Here is a 20689-nt window from a genome sequence, read left to right on the forward strand (position 1 = left end):
AGTGTCTCCACAACATCGTTCAATTGGCCTTGCGGGCCGACTTGCGACCCGACTTAACACCGGGCTTGCGGTCTTCAGCCGGGGAAGGATCTTCCTCCAGGCCAGTCTCCTCGGGGCTTGCGGCCGGCTTCATCATCCGGGCGCTCGCCGCGATCAGTTCATCGGTCAGGACAAGGCGCGCCTTGCGCATCTCGGCAAAAGGCAGCGCAACCTCGCTCCCGTCATCAAGCCGCATCAGGCCATGGCCCTCGCGCGCGCCGAGCACGATCCCGGCAAAGCGCTTGCGGCCTTCAACGGGCATGTTCATCTCGGCGCGGGCAAGGTGGCCGGCAAACCGCTCCCAGTCCTTCGCACGGGTTAGGGGGCGGTCGATGCCGGGGGATGAGACCTCCAGCGTCCATGCGCCGGGCAGCGGGTCTTCCACGTCCAGTATCGCGCCAACCGCATGGCTGATCTGCTCGCAGTCCTCAATGAGCAGGAGCGTGCCATCAGCACGGTCCGCCATGATCTGCACGGTAGGGGACTCGCGGCCCAGCACCGCCACGCGCACGAGGTCGAACCCCATGTCGGCCAGCGCCGGGGCGACCATTGCGGCGATGCGGGCATCAAGGCCCGACAGGAAAGGCAGATCAGCGTCCAATGCAAAAAAGGCAGCCCTGCGGCCACCCCCCAAAGAAAAAACCATAGATGAAGGAATAACCGGCAACATAGGTCACGCCATGCCTGACCGCAAGGACTATATGGGCACGCGGGGGTTACATTTCCTCTCTCTTAACGTCTTGCCATTCTCCCCGCCTCGCCCGCATTATGTACGCATGATGCCCACGCCCTCCCCGCCGGAACCGACACGGGAACGCAGCGAACGCCCATCCAGCCGCAAGCTGGTCGTGGTGGGGCTGATCGCGGCCGTCGTGGCAGGCGGGGGCCTGGGCGCAGGCGGGTTCCTGACCCCGCAGGAGGGCGGCAGCGGCAGCCAGACGCCCCCCGTCGCGGCCGAGGCTGGCGGCGGCCGGGGCGGTGGCGGCAATCACCTGACACTCAACGCGCCGGTGCAGGGCAAGCCCGACATGATGGGCGAAATGCCCATGATCTCGCCCGAGCGCGCGGCGGACATGCTGCGCCAGACCAGCTTTACGTTGCAGCAGCAGGCCGAGATCATGGCGGCGTTGCGGCGGCGCGAGATCATACTCGCCGACATGCCGATGTATGACATGACAGGCAGCGGAGCAGTCGTGAACGTGGAATCCCTTGGTCTCGTGCAGACCGTGCATCTCGGGCCGCAGCCCCGCAGCGTGATCCTGCCCATCCGCATCGCAGGCGATGTGTCGATTACGCCGGCGGGCGACCCCGGCCCGATGGGCGTGCATGCCGGGGCGGTGTTCGTGCCGGGGCCCACACCGCTGCCGGTGCTGATGCGCGGGGCCCATCTTGTCATCGGGGTTGTGGTGCAATGAAGCCGCTCTATCCGATCCTGATGGAACGGGTCGTGCCGATCGCCATGGTCATTTTCCTGGTGCTCGGCAGTTTTCAGGCCGCGATGGCGTTGCATCTTTCGCTCGCCAGCATACGGCATTTCATGGAATGGTGCGCACCGGCCTATCCGGTCATAGCGGCGGCGAGCGCCCTGCTGGCGCTGAGCGGGCTGTGGTTCGAGAGCCGGGCCGAGAAACTCGCCCGCAAGGGAATCCGACGCAGACGGGGATGGATGATGGACGTACTGGCCAGGCTGACAAATCGTAGCGCACTTGAAGAAATGCTGGCGCGCGAACAGAAAGAAACCGTGATCGATGCCGAGGAACTCGCAGCCAGCCTGCGCGCGCGCGTGATCGGGCAGGACCAGGTATGCGAGGACGTGGCAACCCAGCTGCGCCGCCGCCTGGCGCTGCAGGTGCGCGGCAAGCCGGTAGGGATCTTCCTGCTGGCAGGGCCGCCGGGCACGGGCAAGACCTATCTTGCCAAGCAGCTCGCCCGCCAGCTCGATCGCCCGCTGCTCAACTTCGACATGACGCAGATGAGCTCGCCGCATGCCGCAACGCAGCTGTTCGGCTCACCCAAGGGGTATGTCGGCTCGGACACCTACGGCAAGCTGACCGGCGGCCTGAAGGAAAAGCCCGATGCGGTGGTGCTGCTCGATGAAATCGAGAAGGCGCATCCCGATGTGTTCAAGAAATTCCTCACCGCATGGAATGACGGGCACGTAACCGAGGCCTCGACGGGGCAGCAGATCTCGACCGTGCGCTGCATCTTCATCCTGACCTCGAACATCGCCACCGATGCGCTGTCCGAGATCGCGGACCGGCTGGCCGATGAACCCGACAAGATGCGCGCCGAGTCGGTCGAGGCGCTGCGCCAGGCAGGCTTTGCGCCCGAAGTGCTGAACCGCCTGGACCGCATCTTTGTGTTCCGCCCGCTCGAAGGACTGGATATCGCCCGCGTTTCCGCGCTGGAAATCGAGTCGATGATCGACAGCTATGGTCTCAAGGTCGAGACCGGGGGCATCGATCCCGCCCTGCTGTTCGAGGTCATGCGCCGCCAGGACCGCATGGGCCCCGCCGCCAGCGCGCGCGACCTGGCCCGCTCGATCGAGGACATGATCAGCGACTCGCTCATCACCGCCCGCCAGCAGGGCGCCAAGCTGGTGCGCGTGGTGCAGAACGAAGATGGCATCGTGGCCGAAATCGCGGACAAGAGCGACGCGCAGCAGGCCCGGATCAGTTCCTGACCCATGGCCGCGCTGTTCCGCCCTGCCCCCGTGGCCTCCCGCATGGCGAAAGGCATGGCCTGCTGAATGTCCGCTTTTTCGCGCCTCTGGTATCGTGCGCCGCTATGGCGGCTGTGCTTGTATCTCATTTTGCCCTTCGTGGTGCTGACGTTCGTCTTCCCGCCAGCCTATCTTACGCGCAGGCTGCCCCGGCTGGCGCAGATCGCCACGGCCATCCATAACCGCCTGGGCATGCAGGACGCACCGGCCGATGGTGACCAGCCCGGTGGCGGCAGCCCGGGCGATGGGGTCGTGACCATGATGCCCATGACCGACAGGCTGACCAAGGCCATTCCGTTTGCCGGGCGCATCCTGCCGCTGCCCGCAGGCGTATGGCACCCGATCATCAACGTGATCGAAGGCCCGCATGGCGAATTGCTGGAAAATGTCCTGGTGCGGGTGCAGGGCCATGTCGTGACCGGCCTGATCGTGGCCAAGGGCACGACACAGCCGGTACCGGACGTGGCCAGCCCGCCGATGGACATAGAATGCCATGACGACCGCAACTACATGTCGCATGTCGGGGCCAGTCACCCGCCCATGACGGAATGCTGGTTCACGCGTCTGGTTGATCCGGCCTCGATCAACCACATGAACGTCATTGCCGGGCGACTGCAGCAGGAAGGCTTCGTGCTGCCGCCGGTCATGCTCAGGGCGAACTGGGTCAACAGCACGCCCGCCACCGATGACAACATGAATGCGGAGACGGTGACGATCTATCTCAACCCCGTCAATGTCAACGATACCAAGATCCTGCGCTCGCCTGATTTCTGGACCAAGGACGCGCTGGCGCAGCAACCGGCCGCGGACACCTTCGTCAAGCACATGAATACATGGATGGCAGGCTGGGCGCCGGTGCTGCATGATGGCTTCAACAGCGACATGCTGGCCTCGAGCGACGAGCAGCGCGCCCGGCTTTCGGTTGACCCGGCAGCCCCCCGCCCCGGCGAGGGCAACCCGCTGGACTGAACGGGGCCTGAAACCCGGAACGTTCTTGGGTGCCGCCTTTTTCCAAAAAGGCGGCGTTCCTCTGAAGCTTTTTGAAAAAAGCTTCACCAAAGACTTTTGTTGTTTTTTATCAATATTCTACTTTTAGCCCTGACGCAGCACGTCCGATATCTCGATCAGGAAATCAAGCACCGTGCGCGTGCGCAGCGGCAGCGTGCGCGGGCCGGTGTGCACGGCATAGAAGGGCAGTTCGGGAATGGTCCATTCCGGCAGCAGGTGCACCAGGCGGCCTGCCGCGATGTCCTCTTCCACCTGAAATGTCGGCAGCATGCCAATGCCAAGCCCCGCCCGCACGGCCTGCAGCACGGCCTCGCTGCTATTGGCGCGGAAGGGCCCGTTTGCCGCCACCGTGGTCTCGCTCTCGCCCTTGCGTGTGAACTGCCAGTCATGCCGCGTGCCGCCATAGCTGTAGGCAATGCAGGGGTGATTGAGCAGGTCGCGTGGATGGGCGGGCGTGCCACGGCGGGCAAGGTAATCGCTTGAGGCGATCACGCAGCGATGCACCGAACCCAGGCGGCGGGCAATCAGTGACCCCTCGGCAATGGAGCCAATGCGGATGGCAAGGTCGAGTCCCTCTTCCACCAGGTCGCCAAACCCGTCGCGCATGACCAGTTCGACCGACAGGTCGGGATGTTCCTCCAGCAGGCTGCTCAGCCGGCTGGTCAGGTACAGCCCGAACGCCGTGGTCACACCCAGCCGCACCAGCCCCGACACCGAGGCCCGCCTGCGGCCCAGCGCGGTTTCCGCCGTTTCAAGAATTTCCAGCACTTCATAGGCATGCGGCAGGAGGCTGCGCCCGTCTTCCGTCATCATCAGGCTGCGGGTGGTGCGGGCAAACAGGGTTGCGCCGTAATGAGCCTCAAGCAGGGCAATATGGCGGGAAATGGTCGGCTGGCTTGCACCAGTCTCCCTTGATACGGCGGAGAACGATCCCGTCGCAGCCACACGGACAAAGCTGTGCAGGGCGGAAAGCAGATCCATGGGGCCTATTACATCCGGTATGTTATTACACAATTACGGCTTTAAACGGCATCGTATTTATACACAATATAGAGAAAAAACACCGCCGATATGTGTGTGACGCAGAGGTAACTTATACTACCCACGCATAGATGAGCGGCCATAAAAAAACGGCGGCCCGCATACTACGGGCCGCCGTCTTCATCGCTCCATCCCGGCGCAGGCCAGGATGGTGCCGCCTGTTATCAGGCCGCCTTTGTCATGCCACGCAGCACGGTCTGGAGAATGCCGCCATTGCGGAAATACTCCACCTCATCCAGCGTATCGACACGGCACAGCAGGGGCACGTCCTGCTTGGAGCCATCGGCACGGGTGATGGTCATGGTCATGGTCATGCGGGGCGTGATCTTGTCCAGGCCACGGATCTCGAAGGTCTCGTCGCCCTTCAGGCCCAGCGTCTTGCGCGTCGTGCCTTCCTCGAACAGCAGCGGCAGCACGCCCATGCCCACCAGGTTGGAGCGGTGGATACGCTCGAAGCTCTCGGCCACGACCGCACGCACGCCCAGCAGCAGGGTGCCCTTGGCCGCCCAGTCGCGCGAGGAGCCCATGCCGTATTCCTTGCCGCCAATCACGACCAGGGGCACGCCCTCCTTCTTGTATTCCATCGCCACATCATAGATGGAGCCTTCCTTGCCATCGGGGAAGTGCTTGGAAACACCCCCTTCGGTGCCGGGCAGCATCTCGTTCTTGATGCGGATGTTGGCGAACGTGCCACGCACCATCACCCGGTCATTGCCACGACGCGAGCCGTAGGAATTGAAGTCCTTCTTCGCCACGCCATGCTCTTCAAGGTACTTGCCCGCGGGCGAGCTTTCCTTGATCGCGCCGGCAGGCGAGATGTGATCGGTGGTGATGTTGTCACCCAGCAGCGCGAGCAGGCGCGCGCCGATGATGTCGCCACGCGACTTGGGCTCGGGCGTGATGTCCTGGAAATACGGCGGATCCTGCACGTAGGTGGAGGAGGCATCCCACTTGTAGGTCTCGGAACCGGTGGCAACCTTCAGCGCCTGCCATTCCTTCGTGCCCTGGCTTACGTGCTTGTAGCGGTTGATGAACTCCTCGCGCGTGATGGCGGTGCCCATGAGGGCCGCGATCTCGTGGTTGGTGGGCCAGATGTCCTTGAGGTACACCGGCTTGCCGTCCTTGGAGGTGCCCAGCGGCGCGGTGGTGATGTCCTCGCGCATCGTGCCCAGCAGCGAGTAGGCGACCACCAGCGGCGGGCTGGCCAGGTAGTTGGCGCGCACGTTGGGCGAGATACGCCCCTCGAAGTTACGGTTGCCCGACAGCACCGAAACCGCCACCAGCTTGTTGCCTTCGATCGCATCGACGATGTGATCTTCCAGCGGGCCGGAGTTGCCGATACAGGTCGTGCAGCCATAGCCCACGGTGTTGAAGCCCATCGCGTCCAGCTCGTCCTGCAGGCCTGCGCGGTTGAGGTAATCCGTCACCACCTGCGAGCCCGGCGCGAGCGAGGTCTTGACCCACGGCTTGGGCTTCAGGCCCAGCGCGCGGGCTTTCTTCGCCACCAGTCCTGCCGCGATCAGCACGGCGGGGTTGGAGGTGTTGGTGCACGAGGTGATGGCCGCGATCACCACGTCGCCGTGGCCGATCTCGTAATTGGTGCCAGCCACCTTGGCCTTCTTGTCCTTGTCGGCCGCGGGCACGCCCAGGCTTCCGGTCAGCTCGGTCTCGAAGGCCTTGTCGGCACCCTTGAGCACCACGCGGTCCTGCGGGCGCTTGGGGCCTGCAATCGAGGGCACGATGGTCTCGAGGTTGAGTTCCAGCGTGTCGGTAAACACAGGGTGGGCGGATTCGGCGTGGCGGAACATGCCCTGCGCCTTGAGGTATTCCGCCGTCAGCTTGATGCGGTGCTCTTCACGGCCGGTCTGGCGCAGGTAGTCCAGCGTCAGGTCATCAACGGGGAAGAAACCGCAGGTCGCGCCGTATTCCGGCGCCATGTTGGCGATGGTCGCGCGGTCGGCCACCGGCAGGTGGTCAAGGGCGGGGCCGAAGAACTCGACGAACTTGCCCACCACGCCCTTCTTGCGCAGCATCTGGGTCACCGTCAGCACCAGGTCGGTGGCGGTGGCGCCCTCGGGCAGCTTGCCGGTCATCTTGAAGCCGATCACATCGGGGATCAGCATGGCGATGGGCTGACCCAGCATGGCCGCTTCCGCCTCGATGCCGCCAACGCCCCAGCCCAGCACGCCCATGCCATTGACCATGGTGGTGTGGCTGTCGGTGCCGAACAGGGTGTCGGGGTAGGCATAGTCCTTGCCGCCGACATTGGCCGTCCACACCGCCTGGGCGATGTATTCGAGGTTCACCTGATGGCAGATGCCCGTGCCCGGCGGCACGACCGAGAAGTTCTCGAACGCTTCCTGGCCCCAGCGCAGGAAGGCGTAGCGCTCGCCGTTGCGCTCGAACTCGATGGTCACGTTGTCCTGCAGCGCGTCGGGCGTGCCGGCCACGTCCACCATGACCGAGTGGTCGATCACGAGGTTGACGGGAACCAGCGGGTTCACCTTCTGCGGGTCGCCCTTGAGCTTGAGAATGCCATCGCGCATCGCGGCAAGGTCAACCACGGCGGGAACGCCGGTGAAATCCTGCATGAGGATGCGTGCGGGCTTGAAGGGCACTTCCTTCGTGCTGCGCCCTTCCTTCAGCCATTCGGCGATGGCCTTGGCATCTTCCACGGAATAGGAATGCCCGTCCTCGAACCGCAGCACGTTCTCCAGCAGCACTTTCAGGCTGACTGGCAGGCGGCTGACGGAACCGATGGTCTTTTCCGCTTCCGGGATTGAGAAATAATGGTAGGTCTTGCCGTCCACGTTCAGTGTGCGGCCCGTTTTCAGTGAGTCGTGCCCAACCGTCTTCATTGGCTTTGTTTCCTCCGAGGCATCAGCAACGGATCGTCCCGTGTGATCGTGTATCCTCCGCTGCCCTTTTTGTGGCGCGGGGTTTGTGACCTTGTCGGGGACAACCTGCTTGATCTCCCAACGGTGGTAGAACATACCCGGACGCGGTTGCGACACAAGCTGGAGCCGGTAACAAGAAACCGGGAGCAGGCATTTTTTTGCCCCACTCCCATCCTTTGCCCATTGCCCGGAGGATTTCCGTCATTCCTGCCTTTACTCCCCCCGGCCGCCCGCTGCTGGAAGTGGAAAATATCTCGGTTTTCCGCGGTGAACGGCTGGTTCTGGACCGTGTCGGCTTTACGCTTGAAGCTGGTGACGCCCTGCTCCTGACCGGCCCGAACGGGGCTGGCAAGTCCACCTTGCTGCGCGTGCTGGCGGGATTGCACAAACCGGAAGGCGGCCATGTGCTGTGGTCTGGCGTGGATGCGCTGGCCGATCGCAGCCAGCATGCGGGGCGGGTGGCCTATCTGGGCCACCAGGATGCGCTCAAGCTGGGGCTGACATTGCGCGAGAACCTGACGCTGGCCGCGCGCGCAAGCGGCGGAAATCCTGACCTGTGCATGGAATCACTCAACATTTCCGGCCTGGCCGACCTGCCCGCGCGCATGCTCTCGGCGGGGCAGAAACGCCGCGCGGCGCTGGCGCGCGTGCTGCTGGCGCAGGCCCCGCTCTGGCTGCTCGATGAGCCGAGCCTGGGGCTGGATATCAATACCATGGGGCTGCTTGGCACCCTGTTCGCCGCCCACCGGCAGGCTGGCGGAATTGTGATTGCAACCACCCATGTTCCCCTGCCCCTGCCCGATGCCCGCACGCATGCGCTGCCGGGGCTGAACGAATCCGACATCCCCCAGCCGCTGGAGGATTTCCCCGAGGACGACCTGCTGTGACACTCCGGATTCCCGCCCTCATCACCGCCATCCTTGAACGCGACCTGCGGCTCGCACTACGCCACGGGGCCGACACGCTGGGGGCGGTGCTGTTCTTCATCCTTGCGGGCGCGCTGTTCCCGCTCGCCCTTGGCCCCTCGCCCGAGCTGCTGCGGCGCATGGCGCCGGGCATCGTGTGGGTGTGCGCGCTGCTTGCGGCCCTCCTGCCGCTTGACCGGCTGTTCGGCTCGGAGCTGGAAGATGGCTCGCTGGACCAGCTGCTCATGACCGGCCTGCCGCCCTCGCTCATCGCGCTGGCCAAGATGATGGCCCACTGGCTGACCACCGGCCTGCCGCTGCTGCTGGCAGCAGGGCCGCTGGCCATCATGCTCGGCATGCCCACCACCTCCATGGTGGTACTGCTGACCGGGCTGCTGCTGGGCACGCTCATCCTCTCGCTCATTGGCGGCATGGCGGCATCGGTCGTGCTGGGCGCGCGGCGCGGCGGCGTGCTGCTGCCGCTGCTGGTGCTGCCGCTGACCACACCCGCGCTGATCTTTGGCGCGGCAGCGCTTGATGCGGCGCAGACCGGCCTGTCATGGGGGCCGGACCTTGAACTGCTGGGCGCGTTCCTTGCCGCGGCCCTGCCACTCTGCCCGCTGGCAGCAGGCGCCGGGCTGCGGGCGGCGGTGGAATAAGGCGGCTACTTCCCGCCCGCGGGCGCTGCTGCAATTGCGGGGCCTGCGGGGTCGACATCAAAGGGCACATTGCCTTCCGCAGGCGTGCCGCCGGGCGCGCGCATGCGCCAGTGCAGCACGTAATGCCCCGGCGTGAGCGCCACGGTGGTGGCCAGGCCCTGCTGTTCATCATCACTGGGAGAGGCCGCAAGCAGTTGCGGCACACCGCTCGGGCCCAGCAGGAGCAGGCGCGCGCGGAACGGGTCGATCACGCTGTTATAGTTCAGTTTGATCGCCACATTGCCCGCAGGCACATGCTGCCCTGCCGCTGGCGTGGCGTGAACCAGCACGGGGGCAGCAGACACCCGCACCGCCACGACACACCCGAGGAAGGACAGGCCCAGCAAACGCAGCGTTGAAACACGGGACACGGGCAAGGAACACCTCCGGCATGGATGGAACTGCCCTGTGTATCCCCCCGATACACGCAGGGCGGCAAGACTTTCGTCCCGCCGCCCTGTTATTCAGACGTGTCCAGACCGTGCAGGACGCGATCAGATATAGTGTTCCTGGATCGGCTTGAGGCCATTGAACCCGGTCGAGCAGTAGGTCGAGACATATGCCCCGGTGGACAGCAGTTCGATCCGGTCGCCCGATTCCAGCCCCAGCGGCAGGGCGTAGGGAGTCTTTTCATACATGATGTCCGCCCCGTCGCAGGTCGGGCCTGCAATGGCGACCGGGCCGGTTGCCGTGCCATCATGCGGGGTGCGGATGCCGTAGCGGATGGCCTCGCCCTCGGTCTCGGCCAGGCCGCCGAACCGCCCGATGTCGAGATAGACCCAGCGCACGCCGTCATCCATGCCACGGCGGCTGACCAGCACCACTTCCGATGACACGACACCCGCATCACCCACCATGAAGCGGCCCGGCTCGATGATCATTTCCGGCAGGTCATTGCCGAAATGCTCGGTCATGGCGTGGCTGATGGCCACGGCAAAGCGATCGATGCCCGGCACGTCGTCACGGTAGCGGATGGGGAACCCGCCACCAAGGTTGACCATGCGCAGGTCAAGCCCCGCGGCCTTGAGGTCGGTGAACAGCATGCCCACGCGGGCGATCGCCGCCTCGTACGCGCCGGTCTCGGTCTGCTGGCTGCCCACGTGGAAGGACAGGCCATAGGGGTCAAGCCCGAGGTCACGCGCGCGCAGCATCAGGTCGCGGGCATTGTCCAGCGTGGTGCCGAACTTGCGCGACAGCGGCCAGTCAGCGCCCTCGTTCTCCACGATCAGGCGGCAATAGACGCGCGAACCCGGTGCGTGGCGGGCCAGCTTCTCGAGTTCTTCCGCGCAGTCAAAGGCGAACATGTCCACGCCTGCGGCAAATGCGCGGGCGATGTTCGAGGCCTTCTTGACCGTGTTGCCAAACGAGACATCGGCCGGCCGCGCGCCTGCTTCGAGGCACATGGAAATCTCTTCCCACGAGGCGGCATCGAACGACGAGCCAAGACCCACCAGGCGGGTCAGGATCTCACGGGCGGGATTGGCCTTTACGGCGTAGTAGATCCGGGCCAGCGGCAGCGCCTCGCGCAGGGCGCGGTAGCGTTCTTCCACCCGGTCGACATCAACGATAAGGCATGGCGTGGCAGGAGCCTGCTCAGCCAGATAACGAGCGATTTTGGGAGTCATCGCACCCAAATCCCTTCTGTACTGCCGCCCGGATGAACACAATTCTGGAATTGCACAAACGGACAGATGTTGCGAAACGGTCTAACGGACCAGCGACCAATAAGGACCCCCACCATGTGGTGGCCCGATTGCCAGAACGCTTGACGTCGTTGCGTAACCTCAGAGGGCCAGTGGCACGTGCGTTGTTGCGTAGGGAGCGCATATGCGCACAATACGCGCCCGACGCAATAGAAAAATCCTCACGGTCTGCAATTTTTCCTTTAGGATCACACGATCGTGGCACAATGCACACAGGCCGCGCCACTCCGCGCCCGGCGTGCCACCGCACAACAGGACAAGAAGCCCGCCTTGATTGGTTCCTCATCTACTGAAATCGATATGACGGACATACCCCCGCCTGCGCCCCACCTGCCGCATTTTTCCATGCAGCAGGTGAGGAAAGTGCTGCGGCAGGTCGCCCGCAACATCGTATCTGACCAGATCACGCTGGCTGCGGCAGGCTGTGCGTTCTACGCCACGCTCTCGCTGTTTCCGGCCATGAGCACGCTCATCTCGCTCTATGGCCTCCTGTTCGACCCGCAGACGGTGGAGCCCCAGCTCGTGGTGCTGCGCAACGTGCTGCCGCCTTCGGCCTATGACATGATCGGCGCGCGCATCCACCTGCTGGTAGCCGAATCGCATTCATCGCTTACACTGAACCTGATCATCTCCACCACCATCGCCACATGGTCGGCCTCGGCCGCCACGCGCTCGCTCATCCTGGCGATGAACGTGGCCTACAACACGCCCGAAACCCGCAGCTTCCTGCGCTTTCAGGCCATGGGCATGGCGCTGACCTTCTGCTCGATCTGCGGCGGCATCCTCACGCTGGCGCTGATGGTGGGCCTGCCGTTCCTGCTCGACTACCTGCCACAGAAGCTTGAACTCGCCCCCCCGCCCGGCTCGGTCGAGCTGCTGGTGCGCATGGGCGGGCCCATGCTCATGCTTCTGTTCGTGCTGTCGCTGTGCTCGGCGCTGTACCGCTTTGGCCCCAACCGGCCCCATACCTACTGGCGGTGCATCCTGCCCGGCTCGATCGGGGCCACGCTGCTGTGGCTGCTCTCCTCGGCGGGGTTCTCGTATTATGTCAGCCATATCGCGGGCTACAGCGCCACCTATGGGCCGCTGGGCGCGTTCATCGCCATCATGATGTGGTTTTATGTCTCGGCCTATGTGGTGCTGCTCGGCGCGGAACTGAATGCGGGACTCGAGATCGAGATGAAGCTGCGCTGCTCGCCCAACAAGACAATGGAAGGCTGGACCAAGCACCAGCGCCTCTGAACATGCGCAGGCCCCCGCATGCGTGATGCTTCCTTATTCATGCGTGATGCTTCCTTATTAAGGAAGCGTTCCTAGCGCGTGGCGCTGGCCACTTCCTCATCCGCCTCGCGCGCGGGTTCTATTTCAACGGTCGAGACGCCACGGCCCATGATGCCCAGCTGCCGCGCGGCCTCGGGTGACAGGTCGATGATGCGGTGCCCACGATACGGCCCCCTGTCATTGACCCTGACCACGACCGAGCGCCCGGTGCTGACGGCATGCACCCTGACCCGCGTGCCCAGCGGCAGCTGGGTGTGGGCGGCGGTCAGCGCATCGGGGTCGAACTGCTCGCCCGAGGCGGTGGTATGTCCGTTCTGCCTGCCCGTGCCATACCAGCTTGCCAGGCCGTGCTGGTTCCAGTTGGCAGGCACATGCGCCATGGCGGGCGGGCGCCTTACGCTGGTGCGCGCGCCGTGCCGCGTGGTGGTGGCCGCATGCCGTGCCGCCGCCTGCGCCGCGCCGGGCTGGCCCGATATTGCCAGCATCAGGCATGCCACCGCCACAGAGGCCCCGAGACGCGCCGCATTACCGCCCCGCGCCCCGCCTGCTGGCCTATGATCGGTTATTCCTGTCATGACGCCACCATAGCATAATTGGACCCGCAAGGCATAATTCAGCCTGCAGGCCGGGCGCAGGGGCGCTGCAAGGAGGGCCTGACGCATGATCGGACTTGGAACCGGGCGGCGGGCGTGCTAGGCGCGTGCATCATGGAGCGCCCTCTCATTGCCGTGCTGAACGGCCCAAACCTGAACATGCTCGGACTGCGACAGCCCGAGGTCTATGGCCATGCCACGCTTGATGACGTGGAGCAGGTCTGTGTCCAGGCCGCCGAACGGCTCGATGTCGCCATCGACTTCCGCCAGACCAATGGCGAGGGGGAACTCGTTTCATGGATACAGGAATGCCGGGGCCGCGCACGCGGCATCATCATCAACCCGGCGGCCTATTCCCACACCTCGGTTGCCATACTCGACGCGCTGCTGGCCGTTGATCTGCCGGTGATCGAGGTGCACATCTCCAACATTCACCGCCGTGAAGCCTTCCGTCATCACTCCTACGTCTCCCAGGCCGCCATTGGCGTCATATGCGGGCTGGGCGTACGGGGGTATGCCCTGGCGCTTCAGGCCATGACAGACATGATTCTGGACGAGGACGATCAATGAGCCGACTGCTCGTGGATGCGGATGCCATACGGGCATTGGCTGAAATTCTCACCGATACCGGCCTGACCGAAATCGAGATCGCGGAAAAGGACAACCGCATTCGCGTGGTGCGCGCCGCCGCCCCCGTGGCGCATGCCGTGCCCGCCCCGGCCCCCGTGGCCGCGGCACCGGTTGCGCCCACGCCGGTGGCCCCGCCCGCCGCCAACCCGGCCGACCTGTCCAAGCACCCCGGCGCGGTCACCAGCCCGATGGTGGGCGTGGCCTACCTGGCGCCCGATCCGTCCTCGCCCGCTTTCGTGACCGAAGGCCAGCAGGTGGCTGCCGGCCAGACGCTGCTGCTGATCGAGGCCATGAAGACCTTCAACCAGATCAAGGCCCCGCGCGCAGGCACGGTCAGCCGGATCCTGGTGCAGTCCGGCGACCCGGTCGAGTTTGGCGAAGCGCTGGTCATCATAGAGTAATGTTTTCCAAGATCCTCATTGCCAATCGTGGCGAGATCGCCCTGCGCATCCTGCGGGCCTGCCGCGAACTGGGCATCCGGACCGTTGCCGTGCACTCCACGGCCGATACGGATGCCATGTATGTCCGCCTTGCGGATGAAGCCGTGTGCATCGGGCCGCCCGCCAGCCGCGATTCGTACCTCAATGTCGCGGCCATCCTCTCGGCGGCCACCATCACCGGGGCGGACGCCATCCATCCCGGCTATGGATTCCTGTCGGAAAACGCCGATTTTGCCGAGACGGTCGAGGCCCACGGCCTGACCTTCATCGGGCCGACGGCGGAACATATCCGCATGATGGGCGACAAGATCACCGCCAAGACCACCATGATGGCGCTGGGCGTGCCGCTGGTGCCCGGCTCGGATGGCGCGCTGGAGAGCCTGGAGCAGGCGCGCGAGGTTGCGGCGAAAGTCGGCTACCCCGTGCTGATCAAGGCTGCCGCCGGTGGCGGCGGGCGCGGCATGAAGGTCGCCCCCACCGAGGCCGACCTTGAGGAGGCATGGAGCGTGGCCCGCACCGAGGCCCGCGCCGCCTTTGGCAATGACGAGGTCTACCTCGAAAAATACCTCGACAAGCCGCGCCATATCGAACTCCAGATCATGGCCGACACGCATGGCAACGTGGTGCATTATGGCGAGCGTGACTGCTCGCTGCAGCGCCGCCACCAGAAGCTGCTGGAAGAGGCGGGCTCCCCCGCCCTGACAGCCACGCAGCGTGACGAGATCGGCGCGATTGCCACCTCCGCCCTGACCAAGCTCGGCTACCGCAACGCGGGCACGCTGGAGTTCCTGTACCAGGACGGGCAGTTCTGCTTCATCGAGATGAACACCCGCCTGCAGGTGGAGCATCCGGTGACGGAAATGGTGTGCGACGTGGACCTCGTGCGCGAGCAGATCCGCATCGCGGCGGGCGAGCCGCTTGGTTACAGCCAGTCGGACATCCATTTCTCCGGCCATGCAATCGAATGCCGCATCAACGCCGAGGACCCGCAGACCTTCATGCCCACGCCGGGCACGATCACGGTCTACCATCCGCCGGGTGGCCTGGGCGTGCGAATCGATAGCGCGCTGTATGCGGGCTACCGCGTGCCGCCTTATTACGACAGCATGATCGCCAAGCTGATCGTGCGCGCGCCGACCCGGCTTGAGGCGATCGAGCGCATGCGCCGCGCGCTCGATGAATTCGTGATCGAAGGGGTCAAGACGGTCATCCCACTGCACCGCAAGATCCTCGAAGACCCCCAGTTCCGCAAGGGTGACTACACCATTCACTGGCTGGAAAACTTCGTGGCCCGCCAGCAGCAGGGCTGATCACGCATTACATCAAAACAGAAAGCGGCTCCTGCCATACAGCAGGGGCCGCTTTTTTTTATGGCTGAAAACGTAAGAAGGAAGTTTTTGGTGAAGCTTTTCCCAAGAAACGTCAGATAACGTCCCTCATGCATGACGGCATCGAAATCATACCGCGCGTCACGCCATGACCGGATCAAGGTAAGGGCTGGAAGCATCAAAGAATTTCTGGTTGTGGTCCAGTTCGAACGAAATCACGTACAGGCACCCCAGCGCGCTGTCTATTTCCAGCCGCACGCCCAGATTATCGGTCTGCCCCGCAAGCTGCTGCAGATGCACAATGGCGAATTTGGCCGAGCGCGCCGTGCGCCCGTAATGCCCGCCATAACGGCCACTGAACTGCGCCATGCGGCCCATCATCTCGCCCACCACGCGCTGCGCCTCGGGCGGCAGGAGGTGCCGCTCAAGGATGGCGCGCAGGCGGATGACGTTCAGCCCGATGGTCATGGCTGACAGGATGCCCTGCAGGTAGGCGTCGATAATGGTGTCGGGCGTATTTTCCGCATTGGTCAGCAGGCGCACGAAGCGGTCCACGTTGTGCTCGACCACATACAGCGTGGTGGGCAGCGTGCGCGCGCGCGCCACGTAGCGCAGCCCGCGCAGGATGCCGGTGCGCATCTGCCAGCGCATGTCGTTCGTATCGAACGGCAGCACCAGCCTGAACGCCCACATCGCATACCACAGCCCGACCACCAGCGGCATGGCGGTGTTGAAGAACGCCACCTCGTCCAGCCGGCTCTGGTTGCCCGGCCCGAGCAGGATGGGCAGGAACAGGTTGTACGACACGGCGCCAAGGATCAGCGCCGGATAGGCAAAGGCCAGCCCGCCCGCCAGCATGGGCAGGAACAGGCACACCGCCATGATTTCATACGTGGTGGGCTCGGCCAGCCGCCACAGCACCAGTATGCCCCCCACGATCGAGGCGATAATGGCGCCGCCTAGGAAAGCGCGGGTGGCAAGGGCAGGTTTTTCCAGCGTGGAGAACAGGCTGCACACGATGGAGACGAACATGATGAAGGTCAGCCCCGCCGACCATGCGGTCGTGATCCAGATCACCCCCGCCCCGAAGATCGTGACAGACGCGCGCAGGCTGTTGGTAAAGGCCTGCTGCCAGTCGCGGAAGGTCTTGAGCCGGTAGTGAAAATGGTCATGCGCCAGCGGGTTGCGGCTGGCGTCGAACTGGATCAGCGCCTGTTCCAGTTCATCAAGGATCTGGCCCAGCGCGTAATTGAGCATGCGCTGCTGCGAGAGCATCTGCACCAGTTGCGGGTCGACCGGCAGGCTGCCGGGGCTGCCCATTTCCTGGTCGAGGGAATCGGCCACGCTCTGCCGGCACGCCGCCTGCAGTTCCGCCAGCCGGGCCAGCACGGGGTGGATGTCGTCACTGGCCTCAAGCTCGCCCGCCATGTCCTTGAGGAAGGCCTGCACCTTGCTCGATGTCGCGTTGAAGGCAGCATCGGGCTGGCCCACCGGCCCCTGCATGAGGGCGGCAAGGTCGAGCCCGCGCGAGAGCAGCATGGCCACACGCGCAAGGGCCGCGCGGGCATGGTCTCCTTCATGGCCGCGATGAGCACCCATCTCGACCTCGGCAAACTCGATCTGGTCGCTCAGCGTTGTGATGTTGGAGAACACGCCCCGCGCCTGCTTGAGCACCTGCGTATTGCCCGACAGCAGGGAGGCCAATGTCTGGGCCGCGCCGTTGATGGCGGTCATGAAATTGTCGGCCAGCCGGTCTTCCGCGCGCTTGGCCAGCTTGAACTGGAACAGCGAGGAGACCGTACTCTCGAGCACGATGCCCAGCACGATATAGGTCGCGCGCGACATGGCGGTCATGAAGATGTTCTGCGGGTCGGCAATGCCATCAAGCGAGATGATGGCATAGGTGAACCCGCTCGCCCGCATGCCGTGAATGCGGTAGTTGGTCATGGTGGCGGGGCCAGGCAGCAACGTGCCGATAAAGCAGAACGTGCCGATGCCGATGGCCAGCAGCAGGATGAACATGAGCGGCGCCTGTGGAAACGCCGCCACCAGCAGCACGGCGCAGATCGTGCCCACCACCATGCCGAACAGATGCCACCGCGCCTTGGCAACACTCTTGCCACGCGTGCCCTGCGCCACCATCCACACCGTGAGCGCCGCCCATTGCGGGCTGCCAAGCTCCCACCACAGCGCAATACCCAGCGCGATGAGCGAGGTGATGGTGGTGCGCAGCGCATAGCCGAAGGTGAAGATGCCCGGCGCGTACAGCCACCGCAGATGGTCTTGGCGCAGGGTCATGCCCGGCGGCCACAGCCGCCGGAAAAATGCCCGTATCTGATCCTGAAAACGGGTCAGGGAAAGCTCAAGACCTTTCATCCCGGCGCGTGGCTCCCCCTGTCCAGATACGATGCCTGCATATCGTACACCATACCGGTTGTACGAACAGGCTCACAGCCGAATGGCCGCATGGAAGAAAGCGTATGCCGCATGCCACCAGCGCCCGGACGGCAGGTTATTCGTCGTAAGAGACGAGCGTCTTGACCGGCACATCCAGCCGGTCGCGGCCACCAAGGCCGGTCAGTTCGATCAGGGTGGCAGCCCCCACCACATTGGCGCCCACCTTGTGCAGCAGGGCCACCGAGGCCACCAGCGTGCCGCCGGTCGCCAGCAGGTCATCCATCACCACTACGCGCTGGCCGGGCAGGATCGCATCGGCCTGGATGTGCAGCGAATCGGAGCCGTATTCCAGATCATAGCTGTAGGATACCGTCTCGCCCGGCAGCTTGCCCGGCTTGCGCAGCATGACCAGCCCACAGCCCAGGCGGCTGGCAAGGGGTGCTGCCGTCAGGAACCCGCGCGATTCGATGGCGGCCAGCACATCAGGCGCCCACGGTGCGACGGCGGCGGCAAGGCGGCCCATGGCGATCTGCCAGGCATCGGCGTTCCGCATCAGCGTCGAGATATCGTAGAACAGGATACCGGGCTTGGGAAAATCCGGGATATGGCGAATATACTGTTTCAGGTCGATCTGGGCGGTCGTCATGATCGGTGCACGGTCCCCGTTGCATGGTCATACAAATCCGGGACATACGCGCCCCGTTCACGAAAAACTGTCGCCCACTGGACGGCCCCCCGCTGTAGCCGCCACGCGCCAGCCCGACAACCCCATCCGCACCCCTTGCGCATGCTTTGGCATCCATCACGCGCCAGGGCGGGAGGAAGAAGATTTTATTCCTCAGCCGCCCCGGCTGGGAGGGACGTGGGCACGCGGGCGGGGCGCAGCAGCACCATCACCATCATGATCGCGGCCCCCATCAGCATCACGCCCGCCATGGGCAGCGGCGAGTTGGCGGGCAGCATGCCCACGAACGCACCGGCCACGGCGCCGAGCACATATTGCAGCGTGCCGACAAAAGCCGAGGCACTGCCCGCAAAACGCGGGTGGTCGGCCAGCGCGCCCACCGTGGCATTGGGGCCGATGATGCCGGTCGTGCCCAGCGAGACCATCATGGCCAGGATCAGCAGCCCCATCATCCACAGTGGCGGGTGGCCGCCATGCTGCATGGCAAACGCAATGACAACGGCCATCACCGTCATGGAAATGGTGCCTGCCACCGCAACACCGACCGAGACGCCGAGGATGCGGGCGGCATCAATGCGCCCCACCAGCACGCCGTTAAGCTGCGAGGCCCCGATCATGCACACCGCGAAGACGCCAAACATCATGCCGAAATGCGCCGGCGTAAGCCCGAACTGGTGGATGAACACCGAAGGCGCTGCCGACAGGTAGGTAAAGGACATGAAGCACGCGAAACCCGCAATCATGGCATGGGTGATGAACCCCCTGTCACGCGCCAGCATGACATAGCGGCTGAACAGGGTTACCGGCGAGAACTCGCTGCGGTTGGCGGGCTGCAGGGTCTCGGGCAGGACGCGCCAGATCAGCCCGATGCAGATCACGCCATAGACCGCCGCCGCCCAGAAGATCGACCGCCACGACGCGATCGACAGCACCAGCCCGCCCAGCGTGGGCGCCAGGATGGGCACGACCCCCATCACCAGCACCAGCCGCGACATCAGCCGCGCGGATTCATTGCCATGCGACATGTCGCGCACGCAGGCACTCGGAATGATCAGGCTGGCCGAAGCCCCGAGCGAGGCCACGAAACGGAAGAACGAAAAGGTGGGAATGTCACGCGCCATGGCGCACCCGACCGAGGCCAGCGTATAGACCAGCGTGCCCAGCAGCATGGGCCTGCGGCGGCCGAATCGGTCCGATAGCGGGCCCATGGTGATCTGGCCGATGGCCAGTCCCACGAACCATACCGCCAGCGTCATCTGCGCCGAGCCCGCACGGCCATGCAGCGTGGCTTCAAGCTCGGGGAAGGCGGGCAGGTAGATATCGGTCGAGACCGGGCCGACCGCAGTCAGGAACCCCAGCAGGATTGCGATCCAGCCCATGGGGCGGCCGGTCGTTTCAGGCACGGGGGTTTCTGCCGGACGGCCCGCCGTTACGGATGAGCCCATGAGGCGCTCCAATATTAAAGGACTGTGGGGACTAGTAGACCAGCGTGGTCCATTTTTTCACCCTCTAATTACAGCATCACTGCAATTCATTCCCGCCATGGCGGCAAGCCGCGCATGCGGCGCATGAGCCACAGCCCCACCAGCGCGGAAAGGCCAAACAGCCCGATGGCGACCCCGATGCGCGCACCCCCGCCAAGCCGCATGCCCGTGCCCACCAGCACGAACACCACGGTCTGCGGCAGGCTGCCCAGCAGGGTAGCCAGCACGAACGGTACGACCCTGACCCCCAGCATGCCCGCGGCCAGGTTGAGCAGCAGCGCCGAGCCCACCGGCATGAGCCGCAGCGCCAGCACCGAGGCGAAGGGGGCCGCGCGTACGCAACCTTCCACCCGCGCCAGGGTTGCACCAAGGCGGGCGGGCATGCGCACGCGCCCCGCCCACCGGCCCCAGCCATAGCCCCACAGGCACCCGGCCACCGTGGCCAGCGTGGCCAACGCGCATCCGGCCCCGATTCCGTAGGCGGCGCCCGCGGCAAAGCACACCGCCTGCCGGGGCAGGCCCAGCCCACAGAATACGCTGCCCAGCAGCACGAACACGGCCACGCCGCCCGCGCCTGCCTGCAGGCCATGCCCCGCCGCCAGCATGCCGCGCACGCCCGGCAGGCGGCCCAGCACCACCGTCAGCACGACAAAGGCTGCCAGCAGAAGCAGGGGCCGGGCCATCACGCGCAGGCTGCCCTGTACTCCGGGCGCGGGCGGTGCGGCGTGCGGTGCGGTCATGCGTGCGTCCCGGTCATGGAAGAATATATGTTCCTCCGCGCCTAGCATCGCCTTGCGGCTGACTGCAAGGCCAGTCTAAATCCGGTTATGTCCGCATA

19 protein-coding genes are annotated in these 20689 nt (G+C 64.8%); 9 read left to right on the forward strand and 10 right to left on the reverse strand.

Going from position 1 to position 20689, the window contains the following annotated elements; genetic code table 11:
- Positions 1-19 precede the first annotated feature (19 nt).
- Positions 20-685 (reverse strand): ribosome maturation factor RimP, encoded by a 666-nt coding sequence (rimP, locus tag OQZ28_RS01310; RefSeq protein WP_165399185.1) that lies wholly within the window; start codon positions 683-685, stop codon positions 20-22.
- 130 nt (positions 686-815) lie between these two features.
- Between rimP and OQZ28_RS01315 the strand changes: the two genes are divergently transcribed.
- From OQZ28_RS01315 to OQZ28_RS01325, 3 genes are all read left to right on the forward strand, one after another.
- Positions 816-1454 (forward strand): hypothetical protein, encoded by a 639-nt coding sequence (locus OQZ28_RS01315; RefSeq protein ID WP_130732157.1) that lies wholly within the window; start codon positions 816-818, stop codon positions 1452-1454.
- Positions 1451-2722, forward strand: coding sequence for an AAA family ATPase (locus OQZ28_RS01320; protein WP_159261302.1), 1272 nt, complete (start codon positions 1451-1453; stop codon positions 2720-2722). Before OQZ28_RS01315 ends, OQZ28_RS01320 begins: the two co-directional genes overlap by 4 nt.
- A 66-nt stretch (positions 2723-2788) precedes the next feature.
- Positions 2789-3730, forward strand: coding sequence for a hypothetical protein (locus tag OQZ28_RS01325; protein ID WP_458134928.1), 942 nt, complete (start codon positions 2789-2791; stop codon positions 3728-3730).
- Between the two features lie 123 nt (positions 3731-3853).
- Here OQZ28_RS01325 and OQZ28_RS01330 read toward each other — a convergent pair whose 3' ends face one another.
- Both OQZ28_RS01330 and acnA read right to left on the reverse strand, forming a co-directional pair.
- Entirely contained in the window at positions 3854-4750 is an 897-nt protein-coding gene (locus tag OQZ28_RS01330) for a LysR family transcriptional regulator (RefSeq protein WP_110569639.1), read from the reverse strand.
- 224 nt (positions 4751-4974) lie between these two features.
- A complete protein-coding gene (acnA, locus tag OQZ28_RS01335; RefSeq protein ID WP_130732163.1) occupies positions 4975-7668 on the reverse strand; it encodes an aconitate hydratase AcnA in 2694 nt (897 codons plus the stop codon).
- A gap of 281 nt (positions 7669-7949) precedes the next feature.
- On the opposite strand from acnA, the gene ccmA reads away from it, so the two are divergent.
- Both ccmA and ccmB read left to right on the forward strand, forming a co-directional pair.
- The gene (gene ccmA, locus OQZ28_RS01340; protein ID WP_174520941.1) at positions 7950-8594 is read left to right on the forward strand and encodes a heme ABC exporter ATP-binding protein CcmA; all 645 of its coding nucleotides are present in this window, start codon (positions 7950-7952) and stop codon (positions 8592-8594) included.
- On the forward strand, positions 8591-9271 hold the full coding sequence (gene ccmB, locus OQZ28_RS01345) for a heme exporter protein CcmB (RefSeq protein WP_110569641.1): 681 nt from the start codon (positions 8591-8593) through the stop codon (positions 9269-9271). The genes ccmA and ccmB overlap by 4 nt, the downstream gene beginning before the upstream one ends.
- Before the next feature lie 5 nt (positions 9272-9276).
- On the opposite strand, the gene OQZ28_RS01350 is transcribed toward ccmB, so the two are convergent.
- The gene (locus OQZ28_RS01350; protein ID WP_458134929.1) at positions 9277-9681 is read right to left on the reverse strand and encodes a copper resistance CopC family protein; all 405 of its coding nucleotides are present in this window, start codon (positions 9679-9681) and stop codon (positions 9277-9279) included.
- Positions 9682-9804: 123 nt separating this feature from the next.
- Positions 9805-10935 (reverse strand): type III PLP-dependent enzyme, encoded by a 1131-nt coding sequence (locus OQZ28_RS01355; RefSeq protein WP_078525700.1) that lies wholly within the window; start codon positions 10933-10935, stop codon positions 9805-9807.
- Positions 10936-11313: 378 nt separating this feature from the next.
- On the opposite strand from OQZ28_RS01355, the gene OQZ28_RS01360 reads away from it, so the two are divergent.
- Positions 11314-12255 (forward strand): YihY/virulence factor BrkB family protein, encoded by a 942-nt coding sequence (locus tag OQZ28_RS01360; protein ID WP_130732167.1) that lies wholly within the window; start codon positions 11314-11316, stop codon positions 12253-12255.
- A 71-nt stretch (positions 12256-12326) separates the two neighbouring features.
- Here OQZ28_RS01360 and OQZ28_RS01365 read toward each other — a convergent pair whose 3' ends face one another.
- On the reverse strand, positions 12327-12779 hold the full coding sequence (locus tag OQZ28_RS01365) for a septal ring lytic transglycosylase RlpA family protein (RefSeq protein ID WP_458134930.1): 453 nt from the start codon (positions 12777-12779) through the stop codon (positions 12327-12329).
- Positions 12780-13001: 222 nt separating this feature from the next.
- Here OQZ28_RS01365 and aroQ point away from each other — a divergent pair, with 222 nt between their 5' ends.
- From aroQ to accC, 3 genes are read left to right on the forward strand one after another with little or no spacing between them, the layout of a single operon-like run.
- A complete protein-coding gene (gene aroQ, locus OQZ28_RS01370; RefSeq protein ID WP_061274471.1) occupies positions 13002-13457 on the forward strand; it encodes a type II 3-dehydroquinate dehydratase in 456 nt (151 codons plus the stop codon).
- Positions 13454-13918, forward strand: coding sequence for an acetyl-CoA carboxylase biotin carboxyl carrier protein (gene accB, locus OQZ28_RS01375; protein ID WP_130732171.1), 465 nt, complete (start codon positions 13454-13456; stop codon positions 13916-13918). The genes aroQ and accB overlap by 4 nt, the downstream gene beginning before the upstream one ends.
- Positions 13918-15267: an acetyl-CoA carboxylase biotin carboxylase subunit gene (accC, locus tag OQZ28_RS01380; RefSeq protein ID WP_130732173.1), complete on the forward strand. Its 1350-nt coding sequence runs from the start codon at positions 13918-13920 to the stop codon at positions 15265-15267. The genes accB and accC overlap by 1 nt, the downstream gene beginning before the upstream one ends.
- 159 nt (positions 15268-15426) lie before the next feature.
- Here accC and OQZ28_RS01385 read toward each other — a convergent pair whose 3' ends face one another.
- The 4 genes from OQZ28_RS01385 to OQZ28_RS01400 all read right to left on the reverse strand — a co-directional run bounded on the left by OQZ28_RS01385 (position 15427) and on the right by OQZ28_RS01400 (position 20591).
- Positions 15427-17661: an FUSC family protein gene (locus OQZ28_RS01385; protein WP_130732174.1), complete on the reverse strand. Its 2235-nt coding sequence runs from the start codon at positions 17659-17661 to the stop codon at positions 15427-15429.
- 136 nt (positions 17662-17797) lie between these two features.
- Positions 17798-18328: an adenine phosphoribosyltransferase gene (locus OQZ28_RS01390; protein ID WP_129551551.1), complete on the reverse strand. Its 531-nt coding sequence runs from the start codon at positions 18326-18328 to the stop codon at positions 17798-17800.
- A gap of 185 nt (positions 18329-18513) precedes the next feature.
- Complete coding sequence (locus OQZ28_RS01395; RefSeq protein WP_130732175.1) at positions 18514-19812, reverse strand: multidrug effflux MFS transporter; 1299 nt, start codon at positions 19810-19812, stop codon at positions 18514-18516.
- 86 nt (positions 19813-19898) lie between these two features.
- Positions 19899-20591, reverse strand: coding sequence for a TVP38/TMEM64 family protein (locus OQZ28_RS01400; protein WP_458134931.1), 693 nt, complete (start codon positions 20589-20591; stop codon positions 19899-19901).
- Between the last annotated feature and the right edge of the window lie 98 nt (positions 20592-20689).

The organism is Komagataeibacter sp. NFXK3, from assembly GCF_054182245.1.